General features: G+C 57.8%; 19 protein-coding genes. 17 read left to right on the top strand and 2 right to left on the bottom strand.

Annotation, left to right across the window (positions count from 1 at the left end):
- Window positions 1-156: 156 nt before the first annotated feature.
- Window positions 157-339 (bottom strand): DUF6538 domain-containing protein, encoded by a 183-nt coding sequence (locus LJD17_RS06560; RefSeq protein ID WP_227383350.1) that lies wholly within the window; start codon window positions 337-339, stop codon window positions 157-159.
- A gap of 445 nt (window positions 340-784) precedes the next feature.
- On the opposite strand from LJD17_RS06560, the gene LJD17_RS06555 reads away from it, so the two are divergent.
- The 8 genes from LJD17_RS06555 to LJD17_RS06520 all read left to right on the top strand — a co-directional run bounded on the left by LJD17_RS06555 (window position 785) and on the right by LJD17_RS06520 (window position 11,328).
- Window positions 785-2,227, top strand: coding sequence for a hypothetical protein (locus tag LJD17_RS06555; RefSeq protein ID WP_227383349.1), 1,443 nt, complete (start codon window positions 785-787; stop codon window positions 2,225-2,227).
- 11 nt (window positions 2,228-2,238) lie between these two features.
- The gene (locus LJD17_RS06550; RefSeq protein ID WP_227383348.1) at window positions 2,239-3,414 is read left to right on the top strand and encodes a glycosyltransferase family 4 protein; all 1,176 of its coding nucleotides are present in this window, start codon (window positions 2,239-2,241) and stop codon (window positions 3,412-3,414) included.
- On the top strand, window positions 3,404-4,225 hold the full coding sequence (locus tag LJD17_RS06545) for a class I SAM-dependent methyltransferase (RefSeq protein WP_227383347.1): 822 nt from the start codon (window positions 3,404-3,406) through the stop codon (window positions 4,223-4,225). The genes LJD17_RS06550 and LJD17_RS06545 overlap by 11 nt, the downstream gene beginning before the upstream one ends.
- A gap of 247 nt (window positions 4,226-4,472) precedes the next feature.
- On the top strand, window positions 4,473-6,461 hold the full coding sequence (locus LJD17_RS06540; protein WP_227383346.1) for a hypothetical protein: 1,989 nt from the start codon (window positions 4,473-4,475) through the stop codon (window positions 6,459-6,461).
- A 207-nt stretch (window positions 6,462-6,668) separates the two neighbouring features.
- Window positions 6,669-7,436: a class I SAM-dependent methyltransferase gene (locus tag LJD17_RS06535; protein WP_227383345.1), complete on the top strand. Its 768-nt coding sequence runs from the start codon at window positions 6,669-6,671 to the stop codon at window positions 7,434-7,436.
- Window positions 7,429-8,364: a class I SAM-dependent methyltransferase gene (locus LJD17_RS06530; protein ID WP_227383344.1), complete on the top strand. Its 936-nt coding sequence runs from the start codon at window positions 7,429-7,431 to the stop codon at window positions 8,362-8,364. The genes LJD17_RS06535 and LJD17_RS06530 overlap by 8 nt, the downstream gene beginning before the upstream one ends.
- Before the next feature lie 121 nt (window positions 8,365-8,485).
- Window positions 8,486-10,369 carry an asparagine synthase (glutamine-hydrolyzing) gene (asnB, locus tag LJD17_RS06525; protein WP_227383343.1) on the top strand — a complete coding sequence of 628 codons (1,884 nt, stop codon included), beginning with the start codon at window positions 8,486-8,488 and terminating at the stop codon, window positions 10,367-10,369.
- 17 nt (window positions 10,370-10,386) lie between these two features.
- On the top strand, window positions 10,387-11,328 hold the full coding sequence (locus LJD17_RS06520) for a lysylphosphatidylglycerol synthase transmembrane domain-containing protein (RefSeq protein ID WP_227383342.1): 942 nt from the start codon (window positions 10,387-10,389) through the stop codon (window positions 11,326-11,328).
- A 40-nt stretch (window positions 11,329-11,368) separates the two neighbouring features.
- Here LJD17_RS06520 and LJD17_RS06515 read toward each other — a convergent pair whose 3' ends face one another.
- On the bottom strand, window positions 11,369-11,977 hold the full coding sequence (locus LJD17_RS06515; RefSeq protein WP_227383341.1) for an acyltransferase: 609 nt from the start codon (window positions 11,975-11,977) through the stop codon (window positions 11,369-11,371).
- Between the two features lie 579 nt (window positions 11,978-12,556).
- Here LJD17_RS06515 and LJD17_RS06510 point away from each other — a divergent pair.
- The 9 genes from LJD17_RS06510 to LJD17_RS06470 all read left to right on the top strand — a co-directional run bounded on the left by LJD17_RS06510 (window position 12,557) and on the right by LJD17_RS06470 (window position 22,752).
- Entirely contained in the window at window positions 12,557-13,519 is a 963-nt protein-coding gene (locus tag LJD17_RS06510) for a glycosyltransferase family 2 protein (protein ID WP_227383340.1), read from the top strand.
- A gap of 2 nt (window positions 13,520-13,521) precedes the next feature.
- Complete coding sequence (gene asnB / locus LJD17_RS06505) at window positions 13,522-15,402, top strand: asparagine synthase (glutamine-hydrolyzing) (RefSeq protein WP_227383339.1); 1,881 nt, start codon at window positions 13,522-13,524, stop codon at window positions 15,400-15,402.
- 195 nt (window positions 15,403-15,597) lie between these two features.
- Window positions 15,598-16,614: a substrate-binding domain-containing protein gene (locus LJD17_RS06500; protein ID WP_227383338.1), complete on the top strand. Its 1,017-nt coding sequence runs from the start codon at window positions 15,598-15,600 to the stop codon at window positions 16,612-16,614.
- A gap of 64 nt (window positions 16,615-16,678) precedes the next feature.
- Window positions 16,679-17,965 (top strand): ABC transporter substrate-binding protein, encoded by a 1,287-nt coding sequence (locus tag LJD17_RS06495; protein ID WP_406600767.1) that lies wholly within the window; start codon window positions 16,679-16,681, stop codon window positions 17,963-17,965.
- Between the two features lie 57 nt (window positions 17,966-18,022).
- The gene (locus LJD17_RS06490) at window positions 18,023-18,874 is read left to right on the top strand and encodes a carbohydrate ABC transporter permease (RefSeq protein ID WP_227383337.1); all 852 of its coding nucleotides are present in this window, start codon (window positions 18,023-18,025) and stop codon (window positions 18,872-18,874) included.
- The gene (locus LJD17_RS06485; protein WP_227383336.1) at window positions 18,871-19,731 is read left to right on the top strand and encodes a carbohydrate ABC transporter permease; all 861 of its coding nucleotides are present in this window, start codon (window positions 18,871-18,873) and stop codon (window positions 19,729-19,731) included. Before LJD17_RS06490 ends, LJD17_RS06485 begins: the two co-directional genes overlap by 4 nt.
- Window positions 19,732-19,742: 11 nt before the next feature.
- Window positions 19,743-20,792, top strand: a complete 1,050-nt coding sequence (locus tag LJD17_RS06480) for an ABC transporter ATP-binding protein (protein WP_227383335.1) — start codon at window positions 19,743-19,745, stop codon at window positions 20,790-20,792.
- 11 nt (window positions 20,793-20,803) lie between these two features.
- Window positions 20,804-22,087 (top strand): MGH1-like glycoside hydrolase domain-containing protein, encoded by a 1,284-nt coding sequence (locus tag LJD17_RS06475; RefSeq protein WP_227383334.1) that lies wholly within the window; start codon window positions 20,804-20,806, stop codon window positions 22,085-22,087.
- 104 nt (window positions 22,088-22,191) lie between these two features.
- The gene (locus LJD17_RS06470; RefSeq protein ID WP_227383333.1) at window positions 22,192-22,752 is read left to right on the top strand and encodes a methylated-DNA--[protein]-cysteine S-methyltransferase; all 561 of its coding nucleotides are present in this window, start codon (window positions 22,192-22,194) and stop codon (window positions 22,750-22,752) included.
- Window positions 22,753-22,768 lie beyond the last annotated feature (16 nt).

Raw genomic sequence — 22,768 nt, 5'->3', positions numbered from 1 at the left:
TAGCCGTCCTCAAATACGTCTCCGTTCTCGTCCTGGTACTGGAAGAAGCTCGGATCGTCTTTGGCCTGGAGGAGGTCCTGACGCCATTCAAGGGCGTGCTGGGCGAGCGGGTCTGGTGCGAGCTTGTCGCGGCGGCGCTGATCCTTCTCGGCCTGCTCAAACTGCGCTTAAGGAGGCAACGATCCTGAGCTTCTCCTTATTCGCAACAGCGAGGCTATCCGTGTGCAGAGGGTGTTTCAGGTGGGCCTTGCCAAAGACGGCACGGAGGTTCTTGGGGACCTTGAGGATGACAATCCACTGGTTGCCGTGCTTTTTGAGGTAACGGATATCAAGGGCCATCAGGCTGCCTTCTGTTCAATCCGGTAGCCCGCCCTGGTAGCCCAAATAATCCCATCAAACCCTTGCTGTGTAAGCTTTTCAAGGGCTTAACGGGTGGCCTGCTGATGTTCCTGGCGCCCTAGCCAACGCTCTCATTTCGTGCAATTTTGCATAGGACAAGGTCTGGCATGGGTCTTCCACTGCGCCCTGTCATATGCATCGAGTCGGCCATCCTGTCAGCATCGCAATTAAAACCTTAGGCGCCATGTCTGGTTCGTAAAACCCTGACGATCGCGGCGCCCCAGCACCGCGTTAGGGATATGCTCATGGGGTAGATGAGCATTCCTCAGGTCAACTGTTTGTTTTCTAAGCTCTTTCTCTATACTTGAGTGAGTAGGGCAAGTGCTATATGAAGCCGGCTGGCTCTATAACATTTGAGAACTTCCAGCTTTCAGCAGGACAAGCAGTGGATCAGTCCCTTCCGAGAAGCGTCACGCGCCTGCGTGAAGGCAATGCTGAAGTCCGCCGTAGTCAATGGCAGGACTTTGCGATCATTATACTGCTGATAGGTCTGAGTATTGCTTTCAAGCTGGCTTTTGAAGCATCGCTTCCCTATTTTGTGAATCCAAAGATTATGGAAAGCCTCTCGCTCACCTTGCGGGAGAACCCGTTGCGAGCCCTCTGGCCGGGGGAGCTTGAGCCCGGACGATTCCATTGGGTGCCAACGAGCCTTCTCCCATTTTACGCTTTGTCCCAGTTCTTGTCGGCTTTCCAGATATATCTTGTCCTGAGTTCGCTGGCCGGCTTCACAGCATTTACGCTATCCCGACTGTCAGGACGGTCGCGCGTCTTTGCCGTCACCTTGGCTTTGTTGCTCATGTTCGGCACACAGCTTAGCTATGGCTCTACGCTGGGCTTGACACATCTGCACTATCTGGTGGTGACCTACACGCTGCTGAATCTGTATGCCATAGGAGCGTGTGTCCGGAGGGGACCTTCACCCACAACCTTATCGCTGTTCGGGGCCAGCCTGATATTGCTCGCCCTTTCCACCGAGATATGGATCAACTACGCAATCGGCCTTCTGCTCAGCTGTGCGTTTCTCTCGTTCTGGGCCCGGCACGGGGCCGACATAGCTGTTGCCTCCGCATCCCGCACGGTGGCGGCCACCGTATCGATTCTGCTTGGCCTTTATCTCGCCATTCGCATGACCGTGGCGCGGCAATACATGTTACCCGGGGCTGAGGAAGAGCTGATCTTTACCTACAAGAGCTATGTTCTGATGGCGGAAGATTTCATCACGAATTTCTTCACGTTCCTCTATATGGCATTGTCGAATTTCCTGCCGTCCTTCCTCGCCTCATCCAATTCCCTGACCTACCTTGGGCCAGATCAGATTCTTGCCGGGCAGAACGGCTACCATCCCGAGTTTCAGCATCTCGCGGTGATGAACCACCTTTTCTTCTGGCGCTTCTTAGCGGGTATTTGGGTGGCCGGATTCGTCTTCGCATTCTATTATGCGGTCCGAAACGCGTTCGAAAAGCGGTCCGGGTTTTACGCAGCCATGGTCTGCTGCATGCTGATCGTTGCAACGGGATGCTGTACCTACCTGCTGATCAAGTTTCGTCCGTACAACAGCACGCCGGCCCTTCATTACAAGGCCATCATCAGCATTCTCGGCGTGGCGCTTTTGGTCAGTGTGTTGCTTGAGGGTGTGAGGTCCAAAGTCTCCTCTGGCCGGGTCTACCTCGCTCTCGCCGGCGCCGTATGGGCGATTCTCCTAATTGGCGATATCACTCGTCCCGGAATGATCAAGGCTCAGTTGCAGAGCACTGGCCTGACGGGCTACGGGGATCCGCTGGATATGATACGCAAAAAGCTCGGCTCCCAGATGCCGCCGGTAAATTGAGGAGGCGGCAAATGCGTATCATTATCGTGAATTATGAGCTTCCACCTCTCGGTGGAGGTGCAGGTAATGCGACGGCCAATGTTGCTCGTGAGATGGCTGCCCTGGGACACGAGGTCACGGTGCTGACTTCGCTTTACAAGGATCTTCCAAGAAACGAAGTCATCGATGGTTATCGAGTGCGTCGCGTATGGACGGTGCGCCGAAGAGTCGATCGCTGCACTCCCTTGGAAATGCTCGTGTTTATGGTGTCCGCCATTGCGGCGCTTCCCCGTTTTATCAGGTTGCACCGGCCATCCACCATCATTGCATTCTTCGGCATACCGTCCGGGCCGGTTGCCTGGGTCGGAAAATTCATATTCGGAGTGCCTTACATCATCTCCCTGCGAGGTGGAGATGTCCCGGGCTATCAGCCTTATGATCTGGACCGCTATCATCGCCTCCTGCGACCGGTGATCGTGGCGCTATGGCGGGCCGCAAGAGTCGTCGTGGCGAACAGTGGCGGATTGCGCGACTTGGCTAACCTATCGACACCCGATCTTCCCATTGCGGTCGTGCCGAATGGTGTCGATGCAATAAAGTTTCATCCATCTGGCAAATCCCAACCTCGGTCGCGGATCCGCCTCGTCTTCGTAGGACGCTTGCAACACCAGAAGGGGGTTGATGTCCTTCTCCGTGCCATGGGCAGACTCGCGCGCCCGGATCTCGAACTTCTCATCGTCGGAGACGGGCCCGACAGGAATTTGCTAACTTCCCTTGCGGCAGAGCTGTCCCTTGAAAGAAATGTTATCTTCCGTGGGTGGGCTGAGAAAGCCGAGCTACCCGACCTCTATCGGTCCGGCGACATCTTCGTCCTCCCATCGCGCGACGAAGGCATGCCCAACGTCCTTCTGGAGGCAATGGCCAGCGGTCTGCCGGCGGTGGCCACCCGCATCAGCGGATCGGAAGAACTCGTGGTTCACGGCGAGACCGGACTTCTCGTCCCACCCGAGGATGCCGATGCGCTGGCAGCTGCTCTCGCGGAGCTGTCCGATAACGCTGCCCTGAGAACCGAGTTTGGTCGCAGGGCGAGAAGTCGGGTAGAGCATCAGTTCACATGGCGCGCTGTCGCAGAGGCCTATCTCCAGATGGCAAAAAATCCGCCGGACCATGCCCGGCCTTCCTCGAATAGGACTGTCGATGCAGTTTGACTTTGGCAAGAACTGGCTGAACTTCAGCAATAGCGCTTTGAACGCCCGGAAGGTTGAACAGGCTCGGGATGACTTCCGTAAGCTGCTGGGCGAAATCCCGCTCAAAGGTCGGTCGTTCGTCGATATCGGTTTCGGCCAGGGCTTGAGTCTGCTTCTCGCGACCGAGGCGGGCGCGCGGGCGGTCGGATGCGACATCAACCCGAGATGTGAGGAGGCGCTCAACGCAACGTCCCAATTCTTCGATGGGGATCTCAAGACGCAGGTTTCACTCGTTATCGGTTCTGTCCTTGAAAGTGAGACTGTCCGGCAGTTACGCGAGCATCCGGTGGTTGCAGGAAATGGCGGATACGACGTTGTCCATTCTTGGGGTGTGCTGCATCACACTGGCGATATGAAGCGTGCGATTGCGAACGCGGCATCCCTCGTTGCCCCAGGCGGGTATTTTGTGCTCGCGATCTATAACCGACATTGGACGTCGTTGCCTTGGCTGCTCATCAAGTGGCTTTATTGCAAGTCGCCAGCATGGCTCCAGAAACTGCTCGTTGGGGCGCTTTATCCTGTCATCTGGGCGGCCAAACTGGCCGTTACTGGTCGATCCCCCGGTCGCCAAACCCGCGGCATGGATTTCTACTACAATGTCGTGGATTGGGTTGGAGGGTATCCCTATGAGTACGGATCCCGCGACGAGATCAAACGCATGGTCGGCGCACTCGGCTTTCAGTGCACAGCCGAATACGCGGCTGAAGTCCCAACCGGCTGCAACGAGTTCGTATTCAGGCGCAGTCAGGATCATGGCCGGGATCAGGAATAAGTTCTCAAGATAAGTTGGGAACTGTTCAGATCTTTGCCAACATGGTGATAGTATGGTTGCGGTGTCGCACCCAAGGCGAACTGACACGGATGTGCGCATGCTGGAGTTGGTGCTTGGGCCGCTGTGAAATGCGCCGTGCAACGACTGACAGAATGAGGTGGATCCTAGGGACACCAGAATCTGTAGCGTCTGGCCATGTCCTTGACCACCGTAACATTTGCGGCGCATCGCGCCAGGATACATTCAAATGCAGCTTCTAACTGGCCAAGTCTTCGCCATCAATCCGATGGAAGTCGCAGTCGTGCTGTTGACCTGCCTGATCTGGCTGCGACCTTTCTTCCATAAGGGGGCGGCTTGGGACATCAGCTTAGGATCTGTGCTGCTCGGGGCTGTCTTTGTCGTTGCGACAATTCTGACAGCTAAAGAAGCGACCCAGTATCTCACTGTAGACGATCAGGTCTTCGCCGATCAAATTCTAAGCCCTGTCGACAGGGGCATTTCCCAGTGGGCCTATGGGGCGTTCCATACTGGTCTTCTTGTTCTGGTTCCGATCGCTCGTGTCGGAGAGGTCGCAGGTCTTTCTCCTGTTGCAATCCACATGCTGCTGAAGGCCGTTTGGCTTCTTGTCGGATTGAACACTATGGTCCTGATCTCACTCCAGGCGAGCTTTCTGATCGGTCGTGACCGTCGTACCCCCAGTCAATCTCTGTTCGTCGCTACCATATTGATACTGCTTCCAATCAATAATCTGGCCTTCAAGACACTGAACTACGATCTCCTGTCGTTCTCCCTCGCGATCTATGGTGCAGTGCTTGCAGCGCGAGCAGTTACACGCGGCCGCTTTCCCATACTTGGAATCGTGTTCGCCGCTCTTGCTGCACAGGAGAAACTTAGCGCCTCTCCGATACTGCTCCTCATCATCATCGCAGCGTCTGTTTTTACGGACTTGAGCTCGAAGGATCATGCCCGCCAGCGCTTCATGAGCGGCGTGCTGATGGCCCTCCGTGGTCTGGCAACTGCTGCGGCCGTGACAATATTCTCGATGGTTTTCTTCGCGTGGATCGGACCATCGAGTCCGCTCCCTGAAGGCTTTTGGTGGAGTTGGTCTGACGCCTTGGTGAGTTGGACGTGGGCGCCTCTTATGTTCTTGGGAGGAGGAACAGCCTTCTTGGAACATCGGGCTTTGGTCGCAGGGGGCTGTTTCACCCTGATTCTCGGAATGGCGGGGATTGCCAGGATCCTATGGCCAGCCTTTGAACGATCACTTGCACGCCAGAACTGGGTGCCTTTGGCTGTGGCGTCCATGTGTATTCTTATGATGTGCGGAGCGATCGGCTTACTCCAAGTCCGCGCATGGTGGTCACCGTACCATCCCAATGAAGCATCGACATTGCGCCACTATTTCCCCGTCAATGGTGTCGTGATCCATTTTGACGAGCATACGGTCGCCCAGCACTACATACGCCATTTTCTGTATAGTGCGACCATCGCGCTCGTCTCGATACCGACAGTCTTGTCATTGACTTTAGTCATGTCCTTGTTGTTCGGCAGAGATATACTACGACGCTTCCACCCTCTAGTGGCGATCTTTGCAGTATATCTCATTGTCCAGATAGTCGCTGCCACAGCCCTCAACGTCCCCGTTTCGAACCGCTATATCAACATTGGCTTGGCTGGCGTTGGCTTGATCGCGGCTCTGATCAGCGTAGCTGCTCTTGAACGCTCGCGTCTGGCCTTTGCGATTGCTGGGCCGATGATCATTGTCGCCATTATCCTTGAGCTTCTTCCGTTCCGTCCGAGCTTCGCCGCATTCCGCCCATTCTGGGTGGAATATCCGAGCGGTGAACATACAGAGCCGGGCGGGCTTAACCCCTCCTGGGTCGGTTGGGGAGAAGAGGTTATGTTGGCCGGAAAGCAGATCGAGGAAGATTGTATTCGCAATAGCAATCAATTGAACAATGTGTCGTGCGCTGATATAAAATTGCGCCCGGTAAGATATTATGGGCGTTGGTTGCCGGGGCCAAAAATAATCAATGTTGTTCCAACATTTCCAGTTGGCGATCCTTCGACTATGACTGATCGTGACTATTACGTAATAGGTCGACTTCCGCTTATGCAAGGCATGATTATACCAAAGATCTCACCAGAATATGCTTTGACTGCGAGAGGATATACACTCGGGTGGGTGTGGCGTGGCGATCGGTTGCGAGAGGCTGGCTTTAAAGCTGAACCATAAGACCAAGCTTGAAGGCCGAAAGGTGAAGAAGTTAACCTAAGGGCTGATCGTAATCTTTAAGATTGCATACGAAACACCGTTTGACGCCTTGGGTCACGGACGTTAAATCTCCCGGACACAATGGATCTTGTGCGCTGTTGGCGAAAATTTAACAAAGAACTCTAGCGAATGCTGGACGGCGCAGTTTTAAAATGAGGACGAGGGACAATGTCCCCAATCGATATAAAGACTGCCGAGTTCTATGACCAGTTTTGGCCCAAGTCGGTGCCGATTTTGGACAAGACGCGCGAATACATTATGGAGACGGTTTCAGAGGCTCATGTGTCGCGGGCGCTGGACGCGGGCTGCGGGCATGGCCTTTGCAGCGTCGTCTTGTCTGAGCGTGCAGACGAGGTCGTGGGTGTCGACGTGTCTTCGGAGTGCGTCGAGACGGCACGACAACAGGCGGTCCGGTTCAGTAGGCACAACATCACCTTCCAGCGCGAGGATCTCCAGAACCTGTCGCTGCCGGATGCAAGCTTCGATCTCGTTTGGTGCTGGGGCGTTGCTATGATGGCGCCCGACCCGATGAAGGTCATGCATAACCTTATGCGTGTGACTAAGCCCGGCGGCACCGTCTACCTGGGACTTTATCTCAAAACGTGGCTTTCTCCGATCCATGAACTGACGCGACATTTCTGTCGGACGTTCATGAACGGCCCGCGCCGAAAGAAGCTGGTCTGCGACTTTTTTACGGCTCTCACGAATATGCATGGGAAGATCGTTGGATCACAAACGAATCTTCGGGCAGACAATATCTCGATTCAGGCCCAGGTGGAGGACTGGTATTATCCTCCATACAAAACGTTCTATTCAATTGAGGAAATCATCGAGCTCTTCCGACGGAATGGCTTTGAGGCGCAGTGCATCCAGGACCGAGTCGGCCGAATCAAGAGTGCAACGATCTTCGTCGTTAGAGCGGTGCGGAATGGCTGAGTTGTCGGAGCCCAATCGATCCGGCCCACTACCGGGGCTGACCGCAGGTCGCAAGCTGAGCGACCACCCGGAGTTCGAAAACCTGAAGCAGATCCTGATTGATGGATTCGTCACGACTGGCTTCGACAAGGTGACGCGCGTTCCTTTGCCCCATGTTGTCCGGGACATGTTGTCCGACGACCGGATTGATGAACAGATCAATGAGATGCGCCGTTACATGCCCCTCGAAGGAAAACGCATCCTCGAGGTTGGTTCGGGTTGCGGCGCTCTCGTGACGAGGGCCCGCATGGCTTATGGGCTCGATATTTATGGCATCGAGCCGAGCGTCAATGAATTTACTGCGACATTGGATGTCGGAAAGCGTCTCCTCTCGCATTTCGACCTCCCCGCAGATGCCCTGCGCGACGCCTTCGGCGAAAATATTCCGTTCCCGGATGAGCAATTTGACATGGTTTACTCATCCAATGTGCTTGAGCATGTCCAATCTCCCCAGGATGTGATCAGCGAGGCGCTGCGTGTTCTGAAGCCGGGTGGGATCCTTCTGTTCGTGGTGCCGAACTATGGCTCCTGGTGGGAGGGGCACTACGGCATTCTGTGGGTCCCGCACCTCCCAGCATGGTTGGCAAAAATCTATGTACGGATGCTCGGTCGTGATCCGCACTACATCGACACACTGAATCTATTAAGCAAAGGGCGGATCGAGAAGCTTCTTCAGCCGTTTGCAAGTAAGGTGGAAGTGCTCGACTGGGGATTCTCGGTTTTTGAAGAGCGACTCCGCGGGCTAGGTTTCAGTGGCTGGGCTGCTCTGGCTAATGCGAGGAAAATCGCCGAGCTGGTTCATAAATTGCGATTGGTCGAGCCGGCCATTGCATTATCCCGCATGTGCCACTGGGAGACCCCACTCGTTCTCGCTGTGAGAAAAAAGTAGCGGTGGCTCCATGGAGCGCTTGCACGCGGTGCGACTACAGACCGCTCGGCGGAAAATTCTCTCCAACCCACAGGGCTGGGATTTTGAAGAGCATGAGCTTGCGGTGAAAGGTTGAGAAACGATGTGCGGAATAGCCGGATTCATCGGGGCAGGAGGAGAGCGCATACTTCGCACAATGACGACCGCGCTTGCCCATCGTGGCCCCGACGCCGGCGATCATTGGGTTGATGAGGAGGTCGGCGTTTATCTCGGCCATCGTCGTCTCTCCATTATCGACCTTGGCGGCGGCGCCCAGCCAATGTGGACCCAAGACGGCACACTAGGGGTAATCTTCAACGGTGAGATCTATAATCATGCTGAACTTCGCCAGGATCTCGCAAGACGAGGGCATGTCTTCATCAGCGATCATTCGGATACCGAAGTCCTACTTCACGGATACCGTGAATGGGGAGAGGACCTTGCCGGCCGTTTGAGCGGCATGTGGGCGTTCGCCATCTATGATCGTGAAGCTGCGGTTGTATGGATGTGTCGCGATCGGTTCGGCGAAAAGCCTCTCTATTATGCCAATACGCCATCGGCGTTCGTCTTCGCCTCGGAACTTCACGCGCTGACCCTGCATCCAAGCGTTTCGCCGACAATTTCACCGCTTGCAGTCCAGAAGTATTTTGCTCTCGGTTTCATCCCTGCTCCAGGTTCTATATATCGGGAAATTTTGAAGCTGCCGGCGGGTCACAGTCTTCGTTACGATCTTTCCTCAAGACAGGTCACCCTCAGACAGTATTGGGACTTCGTCTTGGAGCCCCAGGAGCGGGATTCTCTTCGAGCGGAGGACGAGTATGCGGAAGAACTGCGCCTCCTTCTGTCAAGATCTGTCAAACAGCGGATGGTCTCCGATGTGCCAATCGGAATTCTTCTGAGTGGTGGTATCGATTCTTCGGCGATTGCGGCCCTTGCCGCAAAGCACAACTCCACCTCAATCAAGACTTTCTCGATCGGTTTCGCAGAGAAGACCTTCGATGAATCCTCCTATGCACAGTTGGTTGCGCAGACCATTGGTTCTGAACACCATACTGACCGATTGAGAGGCGACAGTGCCATTGAAATCATGACGGAAGTACTGAAGCGGCTGGACGAGCCAATGGCGGATCCATCACTTCTTCCTTGCTTCCTTCTTTTCCGACATGTGGCCAAACACGTAAAGGTCGCTCTAGGTGGGGACGGAAGTGATGAGCTTTTTGCAGGCTATGATACTTTTCGAGCACTGCGCTGGGCGAAACTCTACGACCGGCTCATTCCCTCCCGATTGCATGATCCAATTCAGTTCGTCGCCGGTCTTCTGCCTCTCTCGCACCGAAACATGAGTTTTGATTTCCGGGTAAAAAGGACACTTCGCGGACTGTCCGCCAAATCACCTCTGTGGCTCCCGAGTTGGATCGGGCCTCTCTCGCCTCAGGAACTGCGAGAGGTCATGGAGGTGAGGGTCCATATGGATGAGGTGTATGAAGATGTATTCCTGCAGTGGGAAAACTGTCGTCAGAGCAATCTCCTCGATAGAACGATGCAGTTCTACACAAAACTCTATCTTCAAGATGACATCCTGACGAAGGTCGACCGTTCTAGCATGATGCATTCTGTTGAGGCACGCTCACCGTTCCTTGACAACGATCTCGTCGACTTTGTCAGAAAGATACCCGGGCGATACAAGCTTCGGGGAGACAAAACCAAGTACATACTTAAGAAGGCTGTAGCTCCGATGTTGCCGGACGATGTCGTCAATCGTCCGAAGAAGGGTTTCGGTGTGCCAATCGGCCAATGGATGGCGAATGGAACGTTGCCTGTTCCGGTCGAGCTGAACGTGGACCGACTCCTCAGGAAGAGCGTCGTTCGGAGATGGAGTCAGGACCATCTTGCCTCGAAATCCGATCATCGAAGTTTTCTTTGGGCGCGTCACGTTCTAGATCGTTTCCTTGCGAAGCCCGATGCTGGCATTCTTGACATGTCCTGAGGACTTGAAAAATCACGATGTCTGGAAACGTTCGGACGCTTCTTATTGCCGCACAGATTGCAGTCTCAATCGCCTGTTTTGGCTTTCTGGCTGTTGTAATCGATTGGCCTGGCGCTCTAGTTGCGCTTAACGATCTCGGCTTCGCATCGCTCGTCGGGGGCGCCTCGGTCTTCTTATCTGCCCAGTTTCTGGCTGCATGGCGCATGCAACTTGTGTTGAAAGCTGTAGGAGTAGACCTGCCGTTCGGTGAGGCTGCACGCTTGTGCTGGTTAGGATTAGCGTCCAGCAATGTTCTACCTTCAACGATAGGTGGCGATGTCCTGATCGTTATGGCTCTCTCACGTTTCGGCCGTTCCGTCGTGAAATCGATCACGGGACTTGTCCTTAACCGCGTCATTAGCTTGCTGGCGACCCTTCTGTGTCTGCCGACGGTGCTCCTCGTTCCAAAGCTTGTTGGAGTCACACAGGCTATTCGTCCTACATCCTTGGTAATCTTCGCACTTCTCGGCTTGGCAATAGTGGTCGTTAGTATAATCGGATTGCGTCTGCGTCCACGCCTTGCCAAGCGGTGGAGCTTGATAAGGGAAATGGTCGAATCCTGTCGTAATCAAACCGGACTGATGGCAGGAACACTTGTCATTAGTATAAGTATCCTTGGGCTTGGAGCGATTACTATTCAATTGCTCCTGCCGGACCTGTCCGGCAAGGATACATTTGTGCCCATCCTGGCTATTGTCAGCCTCGTCATGATTGCGCAGTTGATTCCCATCTCTTTCAATGGGCTGGGCATCCAGGAGAGTCTGCTGACGACATGCCTCTCGATGGTTGGTTGGACTCTGGAGAGTGCTGCCGTTGCGGCAATCGCGGTCCGATTCATCACGATCGGCGTAAGCCTCCCCGGGCTTCTCTGGATCAGTTTTCTTTGGCGACGTCGGACTGAGCCGGTGGTGGGCGCCTGATCGGTCTTTCCAATATAGTCACGTTTAGCCCGAGACGCGCCTAAGTCTCCTTTGGGCGCTCCCGCAAGAGGCGAGCGGGAACTCCGCCTACCACCGCAAATGCTGAAACGTTCTCTCGGACCACAGCCCCTGCCGCTACAATGCTGCCTTCCCCTACATGTGAACCTGCTAGAACAACCGCATGGGCGCCAAGCCAGACGTCATCGCTGATGACGACCTTTTTGCCAGTTGAACCCTGATTGCGGATAGGTTGAGTCGGGTCGCCAAATTCATGAGTCGTGGACACAATGGTTGTGTGCGTCGCAATGCTGCATGTTCGCCCGATGAGGACATCGCCTCCGCCATAGACGATCACGTAAGGGCCAAGGGCACTTCGGTCACCGATGTGAACGGTTCCACCCTGGCATTGGATGAAACAGCCTTCATAGAGTTCCACGCCGCGCCCAATCTCGATTGCTCCATTTGCAATCAGGGTCACACGCCCGATGAGACGGCTCCCTCGGCCGATCCTAACCCGGAACGGATAATAGATGCGTGTGTCGAGCGATACGAAGGCCTGCCAGCGTAGGCTGAGATACACAGCAGCCAGCCAATGGGGAAGTGGACGTGCCCTAAGTGCCTCCAGCAGCAATTTACCAACGGTTCTCACGACACGTTCCTTGGATCGACCCGGTGATACCCTCCATACGAACTGACGGTGCCAGACGGATGAGGACTTAGCCGTGGTACAGACCTGTACACTTCTGATCAATCCTCATAAGCCTGTCATGCTCTAGTAACGGCCAAGTTGGGCCAGCTAAGTGTCGTTCCGCATTCGGCCAAGGCTGGACCCTGGCCATCCCTTGCTCAGAGAGTTTCGTACGGTCTGGCAGCGGCCTTTCCGAGCGGAGGACTGACGGCTCTGCGTGCTCTGAGCGATTCCTATGAACTAGACGCAGGGACCGGCCCGAATAGGCTTCTTTCGGCGAAGATGGCCAAGATCTAATGCCAAACAGGCCTTCCGCTATAGGACAATAGAACTTATGGATAAGATAAATCTTATCCGCCGCCCAGCCGTAGCTACTCTCTCAGGCGGGAGTCTCTTTTATCAAGTCCTTGCGCCCCCACTTTTATGCGGATATTAGCCGGGACGTGCCGAGGCTTTATTATGAATGCTGAATCTTATTCAGAAGGATATGCTGACAATAGGGCCGCAGTGCTCCGGAATCCGGATTCAACACTCGCTCCTGTGGCCAATCCTTCTCTGTCGATTATCGTTCCACTCTATAACGAGGAAGAGAACGTTCAGCTTCTCGTCGAGAGCATTCTGCCGGTTGCAGAGGCTATAGAGGGGCAGTTCGAGGTTATTCTCGTGAATGACGGTAGCCGTGATCGCACCGGTGAGATCATCGCAGGGATTGCGGCGCAGAACGACCGGATCAAAGTCATTAACCTCCGTAGGAACGCCGGCCAGACCGCAGCGATGATGGCCGGGTTCGACCATGCCACCGGCGACATCATCATCCCGATGGATGGTGATCTTCAGAACGACCCCGCCGATATTCCGCGCCTTCTGGCCAAGCTTGATGAAGGTTATGACGTGGTTTCGGGCTGGCGGAAGGACCGTAAGGACAAGCTGATCGTCCGCAAGGTGCCGAGCTGGCTGGCCAACCGCATCATATCCTGGGTCTCCGGCGTTAAGCTCAACGATTACGGCTGCACGCTCAAGGCGTATCGCCGCGAGGTGCTGACCGGCGTGCGCTTGTATGGAGAACTGCACCGGTTCGTGCCGATTTTCGCGAGCTGGCAGGGGGGGCGGATCACGGAGCTCCCCGTCAATCACCGGGCTCGCCAGTTCGGCGTATCGAAGTACGGCCTCAACCGCATCTTCAAGGTGGTGCTTGATCTTATTCTCGTGCGCTTCCTGACCAAGTACCAGGCCAAGCCCATCTATGTCTTCGGCTTCATCGCCGTCCTGTTCTTTACCGTCGCGTTCGTGGCGGGGCTTTATGCCGTCTTCCTGAAGATTGTGGAGGGGACGGCATTCATCCAGACGCCGCTGCCTCTGCTCTTCGTGACCGGATTCATGAGCGGCATGATGTGCATTCTTCTCGGGCTGATCAGCGAAGTTCTGGTGCGGACCTATTTCGAATCGCAGGGACGGACGCACTACATCATCGGCTCGACGCTGAATATCGAACCTTCCAAGTAGCCATGTGCGGAATAGCCGGCTTCGTCGGGAACGGAACTGAGCGCGATCTCGATGGAATGACCCGTTCCATCATGCACCGGGGACCGGATGGAAGCGGGTCATTCGTCGACTCCGCTCATCGCGTCTTTCTTGGTCATCGACGACTGGCGATCATCGACGTTTCCGGTGGTCTGCAGCCGATGTCGAGCCCGGATACCGGCACAACGATCGTTTTCAATGGCGAAATCTACAACCATCGCCACCTGCGGCGCGAGTTGGAACAATTGGGTCATCGGTTTGTGACCGATCACTCTGATACGGAAGTCATCCTGCGCGGCTATGATGCATGGGGCGAGGCCGTCGTGGAACGGCTCGACGGAATGTTCGCCTTCGCCATCTATGATGTGAAGCAACAGAGGCTTTTTCTGGCACGTGACCGCTTCGGCGAGAAGCCTCTGTTTTACCATGTCTCGCGTACGGGGATTGTGTTTGCATCGGAACTGGCTGCCCTCAGGAGGCATCCAAGCGTTGCAGATCTCGGGCTGGATGAGAGATCACTTCAGAAGTTTTTTGCATACTCGTTCCTGCCAGGTTCTGCGACGCCCTATCGCGATGTCTATAAGCTTCCCCCAGGTTCGGTGCTGACATACCGGCTGAGCGACGGAGTCGTGCAGAAGCGCCAATATTGGCGCTTCGCTATCGAGCCGGACCGGCGCCCTGAAGGAAGTGAACGTGACTGGATCGATCAGGTTCGTTCGCTTCTCACGGAAGCCGTTTCATCTCGTCTCGAAAGCGATGTTCCCTTGGGAGTCTTTCTGTCGGGAGGGATCGACAGCAGTGCTATCGCGGTCTTGGCCGATCGCCAGCGCTCCCAGGGCGTGTTATCGACCTTTACGATCGGGTTTCACGAAACGAGTTATGACGAGTCGAGCTACGCGGAGCAGATGGCCAAGTTCATCGGCTCGAGCCATCACGTCGAATTTTGCGACGTCGATTTCATGCTCGCCTCTGCGCCGAAGATCCTCGACACTCTCGCCGAGCCGCTCGGCGATCCTTCGCTGATACCGACTTATCTGGTCTCCGCTCATGCGGCACGTCATGTCAAGGTGGCGTTAAGCGGAGATGGAGGCGATGAGCTCTTTGCGGGCTACGATCCATTCAAGGCCCTGAAGGTCGCCGATCTCTATCAGAAATGGGTGCCGCGTCCTGTTCATGCCGCGATACGGGCAATGGCGGCGAAACTCCCTGTTTCAGACAGAAACATGAGTTTTCAGTTCAAGCTGAACCGAGCGCTGCGCGGCATGTCCCAGGCCCGATCGGTCTGGAATCCCGTATGGCTTGCCGCACTTGAGCCGGACGATATTTCCCGCATCTTCGGGAGCCGCATCTCTGTTGATGAACTCTACGAAGATGCCATCGATATTTGGGATCGCTCGCGTGCCGACAACCTCGTTGACCGGACACTCGAGTTCTACACGAACCTCTACCTTCCGGACGACATATTGGTGAAATCGGACCGGGCCGGAATGATGAACAGCCTGGAAATCCGCGCGCCATTTCTCCATTCCGGCCTTGCAGATTATGTGGCCCGGTTGCCCGCCCATACTAAGTTCCGTAACGGGACGACCAAGTGGATCCTGAAGGAGGCCCTCAAGGAGGTTCTGCCATCGGAGATCCTTGAGCGCCGCAAAAAGGGCTTTGGAATTCCTGTCGCCCAGTGGCTGCGGGAGATGCCGGACCCTGACTGGAGACCAGTTGCGGGCCTGAACGACAAGGTCTTCCGGAAGTGGGACTGCGAACACCGGAAGCACCGGAAAGATCACCGCGGCGGTCTTTGGTGCCGCTACGTTCTCGATCGAACAATCGGGACCCGACAAACGTCCCCGCAGGCGCATCCGCTGTGACCGTGAAGCGTCTGCATAGGGTCGGCGCGCCTCATCCCCGCCCGGTATGACAGCCTTGAGAACCTCGCCGGCGAGTCCCCGCCAGTAATGAATTTTGCCCGGAACGTCACATGACGACTCCAGGGTTGAAGCGTCGAACTTGACTTCCCAAAACGTTTCGGATGCTATTCTATCGTCCAGGGAGGCCGACCGGAAGTGTCCAATCTGAGGCTGCTGGCGAAGTCGCTTGGCCTGTCGATTACGACGGTCTCGCGGGCGCTTGACGGTTATTCGGACGTGGCTCCCCCCACGCGCGAGCGGGTCCGAGCGGCGGCGCGGGCCATCAATTATCGTCCGAACTCGGCTGCCCGCAGCCTGAGGCGCCGGAGGGCGGAGGTCGTCGCCGTGACCCTCCCGTTGGAGCCGGGGCAGTTCGGGCCTCCGCTTTTCCTGAACATGTTGGCAGTCTGCAGCCAGCGTCTTGCGGAGAACGGGCTCGACCTGATGCTTCTGCCGACCGCCAACGCCGCTGCCGAAATGGAGACCTATCGCCGTCTGGTGGACGGTGGACGCGCGGATGCGGTGATCGTGGTGCGTACCCGATTGGACGACGAACGGGTCGCCTTCCTCAAGAACAGGGGCATTCCCTTCGTGACCCACGGACGGATCGCGGATTCCTCCGATCACGCCTTTATCGATGGCGACGGCGCTGCGGGTTTCGCGGAAGCGACGCGCCTGCTGGTTTCCCTTGGACATCGCCGCATTGCTCATATCGCGGCGCCGCAGGACCTGACTTTTGCGCATCTTCGCCGGAAAGGCTGGAAGGCCGGTCTTCAGGCTCACGATCTTCCCGATCAGCTCGAGTGCATCGCGCTGCCCACGGAGGAGGGCGGATATGAGGCCGCCCGGCAGCTTCTTGAGAGGCCCGAGCGCCCGACGGCGCTCCTGTGTGCGACCGACAGCATCGCAACCGGAGCCCTCAGTGCTCTCAAGGAGAAGGGGTTGAGGGCCGGGCGCGACATTGCGGTGATCGGTCACGACAACCTGCCTTCCGCGGCGTTCACGGATCCGCCGCTCTCCACGATGGAAATCGCCGCACCCGATGTGGGACGACGGCTCGCGGACATGTTGATCGCCCGCCTCGGCGGACGCGATCCCCGTGAGCTCCAAACCATCCTGCCCGTTCGCCAAGTTCTGCGAGCCACGCACGGACCCGCCGCGAATTGGACCTAAAGCCATCCGACCCTTCGGCCCCGGGCCGGATGGCGCATCAAATGGGACCGATGGAGGGAAACCAATGACGCATCCAGTGTCACGTCGCGCCATCGCCATGGCGGCGGCCGCCTTTTTGGGAAGCTTCGCTGCCGCGCAGGCGCAGGAAACAGTCTTCTACTCGACGCAGCTCCGCCCCATCGAGGAGGCGAGCAAGGTGCGTGACGTTCTGTTGAAAGGCATTCCGGGCAAGGTGACGTACATCGTCGACGAGCCGCCGGCCTTCGCTGTCCGGATGAAGGCCGAAACACAGGCCGGCAAGCGCACCGTCGATGTTGTCGGCGCCCTGCATGGCGAGCTGCAGCCCCATGTTCCCGCCGATCTCCAGCCCATCGACGATCTCGTGGCGAAGGTTGCCGACCGCGGTATTCCTGCCAATCTGATGGACCTTGGAAAACTCGGCACGGGACAGCAGCAGTACATTCCCTGGATGCAGGCGACCTACGTAATGGTCGCGAGCAAGCAGGCGCTGCAATATCTGCCCGCCGGGGCCGACGTGAACACCCTGACCTATGAGCAGCTCCTGCAATGGGCGAAGAACGTCGCCGACAAGACTGGGCAGCGCCGGCTTGGATTTCCGGCCGGCCCGACCGGTTTGATGTCCCGCTTCTTCCAGGGATATTTCTACCCGTCCTTCACCGGCGGTGTGGTCACCACCTTCAAGTCGGCGGATGCGGAAGCCGGTTGGAATACCATGAAGGAGCTTTGGGCCGTCTCGAACCCCAACTCCACCAACTACAACTTCATGCAGGAGCCGCTGATGGCCGGTGAAGTGTGGATCGCCTGGGACCATATCGCGCGCGTGAAGGAGGCATTGACCACGCAGCCGGATCAGTTCGTCGCCTTCCCGGCGCCGGCAGGGCCGAAAGGCCGCGGCTACATGCCGGTGATCGCGGGTCTCGCCATCCCGAAGGATGCTCCGAACCGTACCGGGGCCGTGGCGGTGATCGAGCACATGACCAAACCGGAGACGCAGCTCCTCACGGCGGCGGAGGTCGGGTTCTTCCCCGTTGTCAAAGCGGATCTCCCGCCCAACCTGCCGCCCGGCGTGAAGCTCCTGGCGGGAGCCGTAGCGGCGACGCAGGGTGCGAAGGATGCGCTCGTATCGCTTCTCCCCGTGGGACTCGGCGCGAAGGGCGGCGAGTTCAACAAGGTCTACACGGATGCTTTCCAGCGCATCGTGCTGCGCAACGAACCGGTCAAGGGCGTGCTGGAAAGTCAGGCGAAGACACTTGAGGCCCTGATGAAGGACACCAACGCGCCATGCTGGGCACCTGACAAGCCGAGCCAGGGCGCTTGCCCGGTTCAATAACGGCGGAGCGGCCCGGTGGCTGATGCTGCCGGGCTTCACCCTGATCGGGAGCGGTTCATGACTGCGCGCACATCGTGGATTCCCTATGCGCTCATCGCGCCGTCCGTCCTCTTTCTCGGCGCGCTCTTCATCGTGCCGCTGGTTCAAACCATCTGGCTTTCATTTTCCGCCGGGGAGGGCCTCTCGCTGGTCAATTACCAGCGCATGGCAGGCGATCTCAATTTCGGCCTCGCGATCCGAAACACGTTCCTGCTCACCGTGGTCGTCGTCCCGCTTCAGGTCGTTCTCGCCTTGGCGATGGCGACCATGGTGTCGAAGCTCGAGAAAGGACGCGATCTGGTGCTCTGGGTCCTGACCATCCCTCTCGGAGTCTCGGACCTGGCCGCAGGTCTTGCATGGCTCTCGCTCCTGCAAAACACCGGTTACCTCAATTCCGCGCTGTATGCCCTCGGTCTCATTCCAGGTCCCGTAGGTTGGCTCTCTCAGGAGACACCCTGGGCGCTCTTCTTCGGGATCGTGCTGGCGGAGATCTGGCGTGCCACGGCGATCGTTCTGGTCATTCTGATCGCAGGTCTCCAGCTCATTCCCAAGGAATTTTCCGAAGCTGCTGAGATCTTCGGCGCCAGTCCATGGACACGGTTTCGCCGGATCACCCTGCCGCTTTTGAAGCCCAGCCTCCAGTCGGCGTTGATCCTTCGCACCGTGCTGGCCTTTGAAGTCTTCGCTGTCGTCTACGCTCTTGGCGGCCGCAACTTTCCCGTCCTGGCGGGAGAGGCCTACACCTGGCAGAACGAGAACCAGAACTATGGCGTGGCTGCCGCCTATGCGGTTCTCATCATGGCGATCTCGCTGGCGGCCACGGCCGTCTATCTGCGAGCGCTGAGAACGCGTCCGGAGCAGCTCCCATGACGGCAACCTCATCGAAGGCGCCACTGCCGGATACTTCCCGGACATATACGCTCCCGTCCGCACGGAGATTCCTACTCTGGACGGGCATGGCGGCACTCCTGGCCTGGGTTCTTGTCCCGATCTACTTCGTGGCTCTCGGTGCTTTTGGCGGGAGAACCGGGGTGTTCCGCTGGCCGAAGTCCATTTGGCCGAGCGACCTTTCATTCGCGCCGATGATGCAATTTCTCAATATCGAGGGGGTCTTCAACGCCCTGATGAACTCCTTCATCGCCGCGGGCCTCACGGTCGTTTTTTCCATTCTCCTGGGCGCGCCCGCCGGATACGCGCTTGCGCGCTATTCGTTCCGAGGACAGAACGCATATCGCCTGCTCGTTCTTCTGACGCGCGCGTTTCCGCTGGCGATCCTGGCACTTCCTTTGACCGTGTCCTTTATCCGCATCGGTCTCTACGACACGCCCTTCGGCGTTTCCTTGATTCACACCGTGCTGGCCTTGCCTTTCGCGGCTCTCGTCACCCAGAGCCTGTTCATGGGAATCCCAAGGGAATACGAGGAGGCGGCGTGGGTGTTCGGCTGCACACGACTCCAAGCCTTCGTGAGGATCGTCCTGCCGCTCGCACTTCCGGGCCTCGCGGCCACCGCGATCTTTGCCTTCGTGATCTCGTGGAACGAGGTGTTCGCCGCTTCGATTCTGACCGTGCGTGAGAGGACCTTGACGGCCTATCTGCTCAAGATCCTCGCAGAAAGCCCGCTTCATTACCGGTTCGCCGGTGGTTTCATTCTCATCATTCCCTCCGTGCTCTTCATCTTCGCCGTCAGGAGATATCTCTTCGCGGTGTGGGGAATTGCCAGCAAGTAACGGATCAGCTCATGGCCGATATCGTCATCGATCATGTCGTGAAGGAGTTCGGGTCCTTTCAGGCGCTCCAGGACGTTTCGCTCGTCGCGAACGACGGTGAGTTCGTGGCGCTGCTCGGACCCTCCGGCTGCGGCAAGACCACGTTGTTGCGCATCATTGCCGGCCTCGAGACCCAGAGTGCGGGCCGGGTCGTCATCGGTGGGCGCGACGTCAGCGGGCTCACGCCTCGCAAGCGCGGCTTGGCGATGGTCTTCCAGAATTATGCGGTCTTTCCCCATATGACCGTCTTCGAGAACGTCGCCTTCGGGCTGCGGATGCAGAAGGCACCCGCGGACGACGTGAAGCGTAAGGTCGAACGCGCCGCGGCGCTGTTGCATATCGACGGCTTTCTTGAACGCTATCCTGCCAAACTCTCCGGCGGACAGCGCCAGCGCGTGGCGGTCGCGCGGGCTCTCGCGGTGGAGCCTGCCGTGCTGCTCATGGACGAGCCGCTTTCCAACCTCGATGCTTTGCTGCGATTGGAAATGCGCACCGAGCTCAAGGCTGTGCTGCGGGAGGCCGGTACCACCACGATCTATGTGACGCATGACCAGACCGAAGCCATGGGGCTCGCCGACCGGATCGCCGTCATGTACGGCGGCAAGATCGAGCAGATCGGATCGCCCTTGGAAATCTATGCGACGCCCGCGACCCGCTTTGTCGGCGGCTTCATCGGCAGTCCACCGATGAATTTCATCAAGGTCCGCTGCGAAAATGGCTCGGCGAGAATTGGCGAAATGGCGCTGCCGTGCCCGGTCGCCGGGTCGGAGATGGAAATCGGACTTCGCGGAGAGGACGCGAGCCTCGCGGCGGATCGATCCGGCATTCCGTTCGATGTGCGCGTGGTTGAGCCGATGGGCTCCCACCTGCTTCTGACCGGCGCTATCGACGGTCAACTCGCGCGGATCGTTACGCCGCCCACCGCGAAGGTGACGGCCGGCGAACGGGTAGGGCTGCACGTGGACCCATCCCGTCTCACATGGATCGACGGCCGCACAGGTCGTGCGGTCAGCCGCGGTTGATTGGAATGGTCATGGACATGCAACAGAATGGAATGATGGACGCCGCCAGGACCATCTTGGCGCAGAACGACCGTGGCGGATACACGGTCCCGACCGCGCGACTCTACCCCTTCCAATGGAACTGGGACTCCGCCTTCGTCGCCATGGGCTTTGCGACCTACGATATCGACCGGGCTTACCGGGAGCTGGAACGCTTGGCCGAGGGACAATGGGACGACGGCATGATCCCGCACATCGTGTTTCATGCGCCAAGCGACACCTATTTTCCTGGCCCGGAAGTCTGGGGAACACGCCACAGGATCCCGACTTCGGGCATTACGCAGCCGCCGGTCTTCGGCATGGCGTTACGGCATGTTCATGAAGCTGCCGTTGCGACAGGCAGAACGGATGCTGCAGATCGCACGCTTAAACTCTTCAGGAGCGCATTGCTGTCCCACCGCTGGTGGATGAGCGCCCGCGATCCGGAATCGCGCGGCCTCGTGTCGATCCTTCATCCATGGGAAAGCGGGAGCGACAATTCTCCCGCCTGGGACGAAGCGCTGGCCCGTGTCCCGACCTCGACCGAGACCGTCATCCGCCGCAAGGACACGGGTCATGTGGATGCCTCCATGCGCCCCCGTGATGAAGACTACCAGCGGTTCATTCATCTCGTAGATGTGTATCGTGGCTGCGGGTGGGATCCGATGCGCCAGTGGGAGGCGGCTCCCTTCAAGATTGCCGATGTCCAGATGACCGGGATTTTGGCGCGCGCGACCGCTGATCTGCTGGTTCTGGCTCGGAGCATCGGCAAGGCCGAGGACCAGCGCGAACTGGAGCAGATGCACCAGCTTCTCACCGACGGACTTGCACGCCAGTGGCGGGCGGACCTGTCGCGCTTCGTCTCCATGGACCTGATCTCCGGGCAGGATATCACGGCTCCGACACAGGCCTGTTTCATTCCTTTGGTGGCGATCGCGCTGAGCGACAACCAACGGGATGCCGTTCGGGCGGAGCTGCGCCGATGGCTCGACGGCATGGCGGTCGGCGTTCCATCAACCGCCCCGTTCTCTCCCGCTTTCGAGCCGAAACGATACTGGCGCGGGCCCGTTTGGGCTGTCGTGAACTGGCTCATCGCGGACGGGCTGCGCTTGAACCGATGCGAGGATCTGGCGCGGGACATCGAAAACGGAACCGTCAAGGCTATCGAGAAAGCTGGTTTCTGCGAGTATTTCGATCCCACGACGGGCGAGGGGCTTGGGGGTGGAACATTTTCGTGGACCGCTGCCGCCTACATGGTGTTGAGCCGTCGCGACTGACGCGGTCGGTTTCGAGACAGCCGTCAATGTCCGAAAACCGCGAGACGCAGCGGCGGGCTCCGTCCATGGTGCCGCCTGACGAACGAAGGAAACAGGACCGTCAGATGATTCCGCTCAGCATGACAGAGGCGGCCGCCCCTCGGCTCTTGATCATCGGCCGGGTTGCGACACCGATCGGCGCAGCCGTCGTCGCGGTCGACGAACGGGAGGTTCTGCGCGCCCTTTTCTTCGAGGAGTTCGAAGAGCGAATGAGCCGGAGCCTCAGGATTCAGTATCGCACTCTTCCCGTCGAAACCGGACCCGTTCCGGCCCCCATCGGCCGGGCGCTTGAGGCGTATTTCGGGGGCGACGGAAGCGCGCTGAAGGATTTGCACTGGATGACGGCGGGCACGCCCTTCCAGAAGGCTGTCTGGAATGCGCTCATGGATATCCCGTTCGGTCAAACGCTGAGTTACGGCACTCTGGCAGCACGGCTCGGGATGCCGAAAGCGGTGCGGGCCGTCGGCCTTGCCAACGGAGCAAATCCGATCAGCGTGGTCGTTCCGTGCCACCGGGTCGTCGGCGCCGACGGCTCCCTCACCGGATATGGCGGCGGCCTTCACCGAAAGCGCTGGCTGCTCGCTCATGAGGGCGTTCTTTGCGCGGATCAGCCGAGCCTCCTCTAGTCGCTCTTCCGGCTTT

The organism is Microvirga rosea, assembly GCF_020595095.1.
Lineage (GTDB): Bacteria > Pseudomonadota > Alphaproteobacteria > Rhizobiales > Beijerinckiaceae > Microvirga > Microvirga rosea.
Note: the sequence above shows the minus strand (reverse complement) of the source record. Positions and strands in the feature narration are given on the sequence as shown.

What these genes read in the sequence shown, in the direction of transcription:
- LJD17_RS06490 (WP_227383337.1), top strand. Translation starts at nt 18,023, where the DNA reads ATGACTGCGCGCACATCGTGGATTCCCTATGCGCTCATCGCGCCGTCC.
- LJD17_RS06495 (WP_406600767.1), top strand. Translation starts at nt 16,679, where the DNA reads ATGACGCATCCAGTGTCACGTCGCGCCATCGCCATGGCGGCGGCCGCC.
- LJD17_RS06520 (WP_227383342.1), top strand. Translation starts at nt 10,387, where the DNA reads ATGTCTGGAAACGTTCGGACGCTTCTTATTGCCGCACAGATTGCAGTC.
- LJD17_RS06540 (WP_227383346.1), top strand. Translation starts at nt 4,473, where the DNA reads ATGCAGCTTCTAACTGGCCAAGTCTTCGCCATCAATCCGATGGAAGTC.
- LJD17_RS06480 (WP_227383335.1), top strand. Translation starts at nt 19,743, where the DNA reads ATGGCCGATATCGTCATCGATCATGTCGTGAAGGAGTTCGGGTCCTTT.
- LJD17_RS06545 (WP_227383347.1), top strand. Translation starts at nt 3,404, where the DNA reads ATGCAGTTTGACTTTGGCAAGAACTGGCTGAACTTCAGCAATAGCGCT.
- LJD17_RS06485 (WP_227383336.1), top strand. Translation starts at nt 18,871, where the DNA reads ATGACGGCAACCTCATCGAAGGCGCCACTGCCGGATACTTCCCGGACA.
- LJD17_RS06535 (WP_227383345.1), top strand. Translation starts at nt 6,669, where the DNA reads ATGTCCCCAATCGATATAAAGACTGCCGAGTTCTATGACCAGTTTTGG.
- asnB (WP_227383343.1), top strand. Translation starts at nt 8,486, where the DNA reads ATGTGCGGAATAGCCGGATTCATCGGGGCAGGAGGAGAGCGCATACTT.
- LJD17_RS06475 (WP_227383334.1), top strand. Translation starts at nt 20,804, where the DNA reads ATGGACATGCAACAGAATGGAATGATGGACGCCGCCAGGACCATCTTG.
- asnB (WP_227383339.1), top strand. Translation starts at nt 13,522, where the DNA reads ATGTGCGGAATAGCCGGCTTCGTCGGGAACGGAACTGAGCGCGATCTC.
- LJD17_RS06530 (WP_227383344.1), top strand. Translation starts at nt 7,429, where the DNA reads ATGGCTGAGTTGTCGGAGCCCAATCGATCCGGCCCACTACCGGGGCTG.
- LJD17_RS06550 (WP_227383348.1), top strand. Translation starts at nt 2,239, where the DNA reads ATGCGTATCATTATCGTGAATTATGAGCTTCCACCTCTCGGTGGAGGT.
- LJD17_RS06470 (WP_227383333.1), top strand. Translation starts at nt 22,192, where the DNA reads ATGATTCCGCTCAGCATGACAGAGGCGGCCGCCCCTCGGCTCTTGATC.
- LJD17_RS06560 (WP_227383350.1), bottom strand. Translation starts at nt 339, where the DNA reads ATGGCCCTTGATATCCGTTACCTCAAAAAGCACGGCAACCAGTGGATT.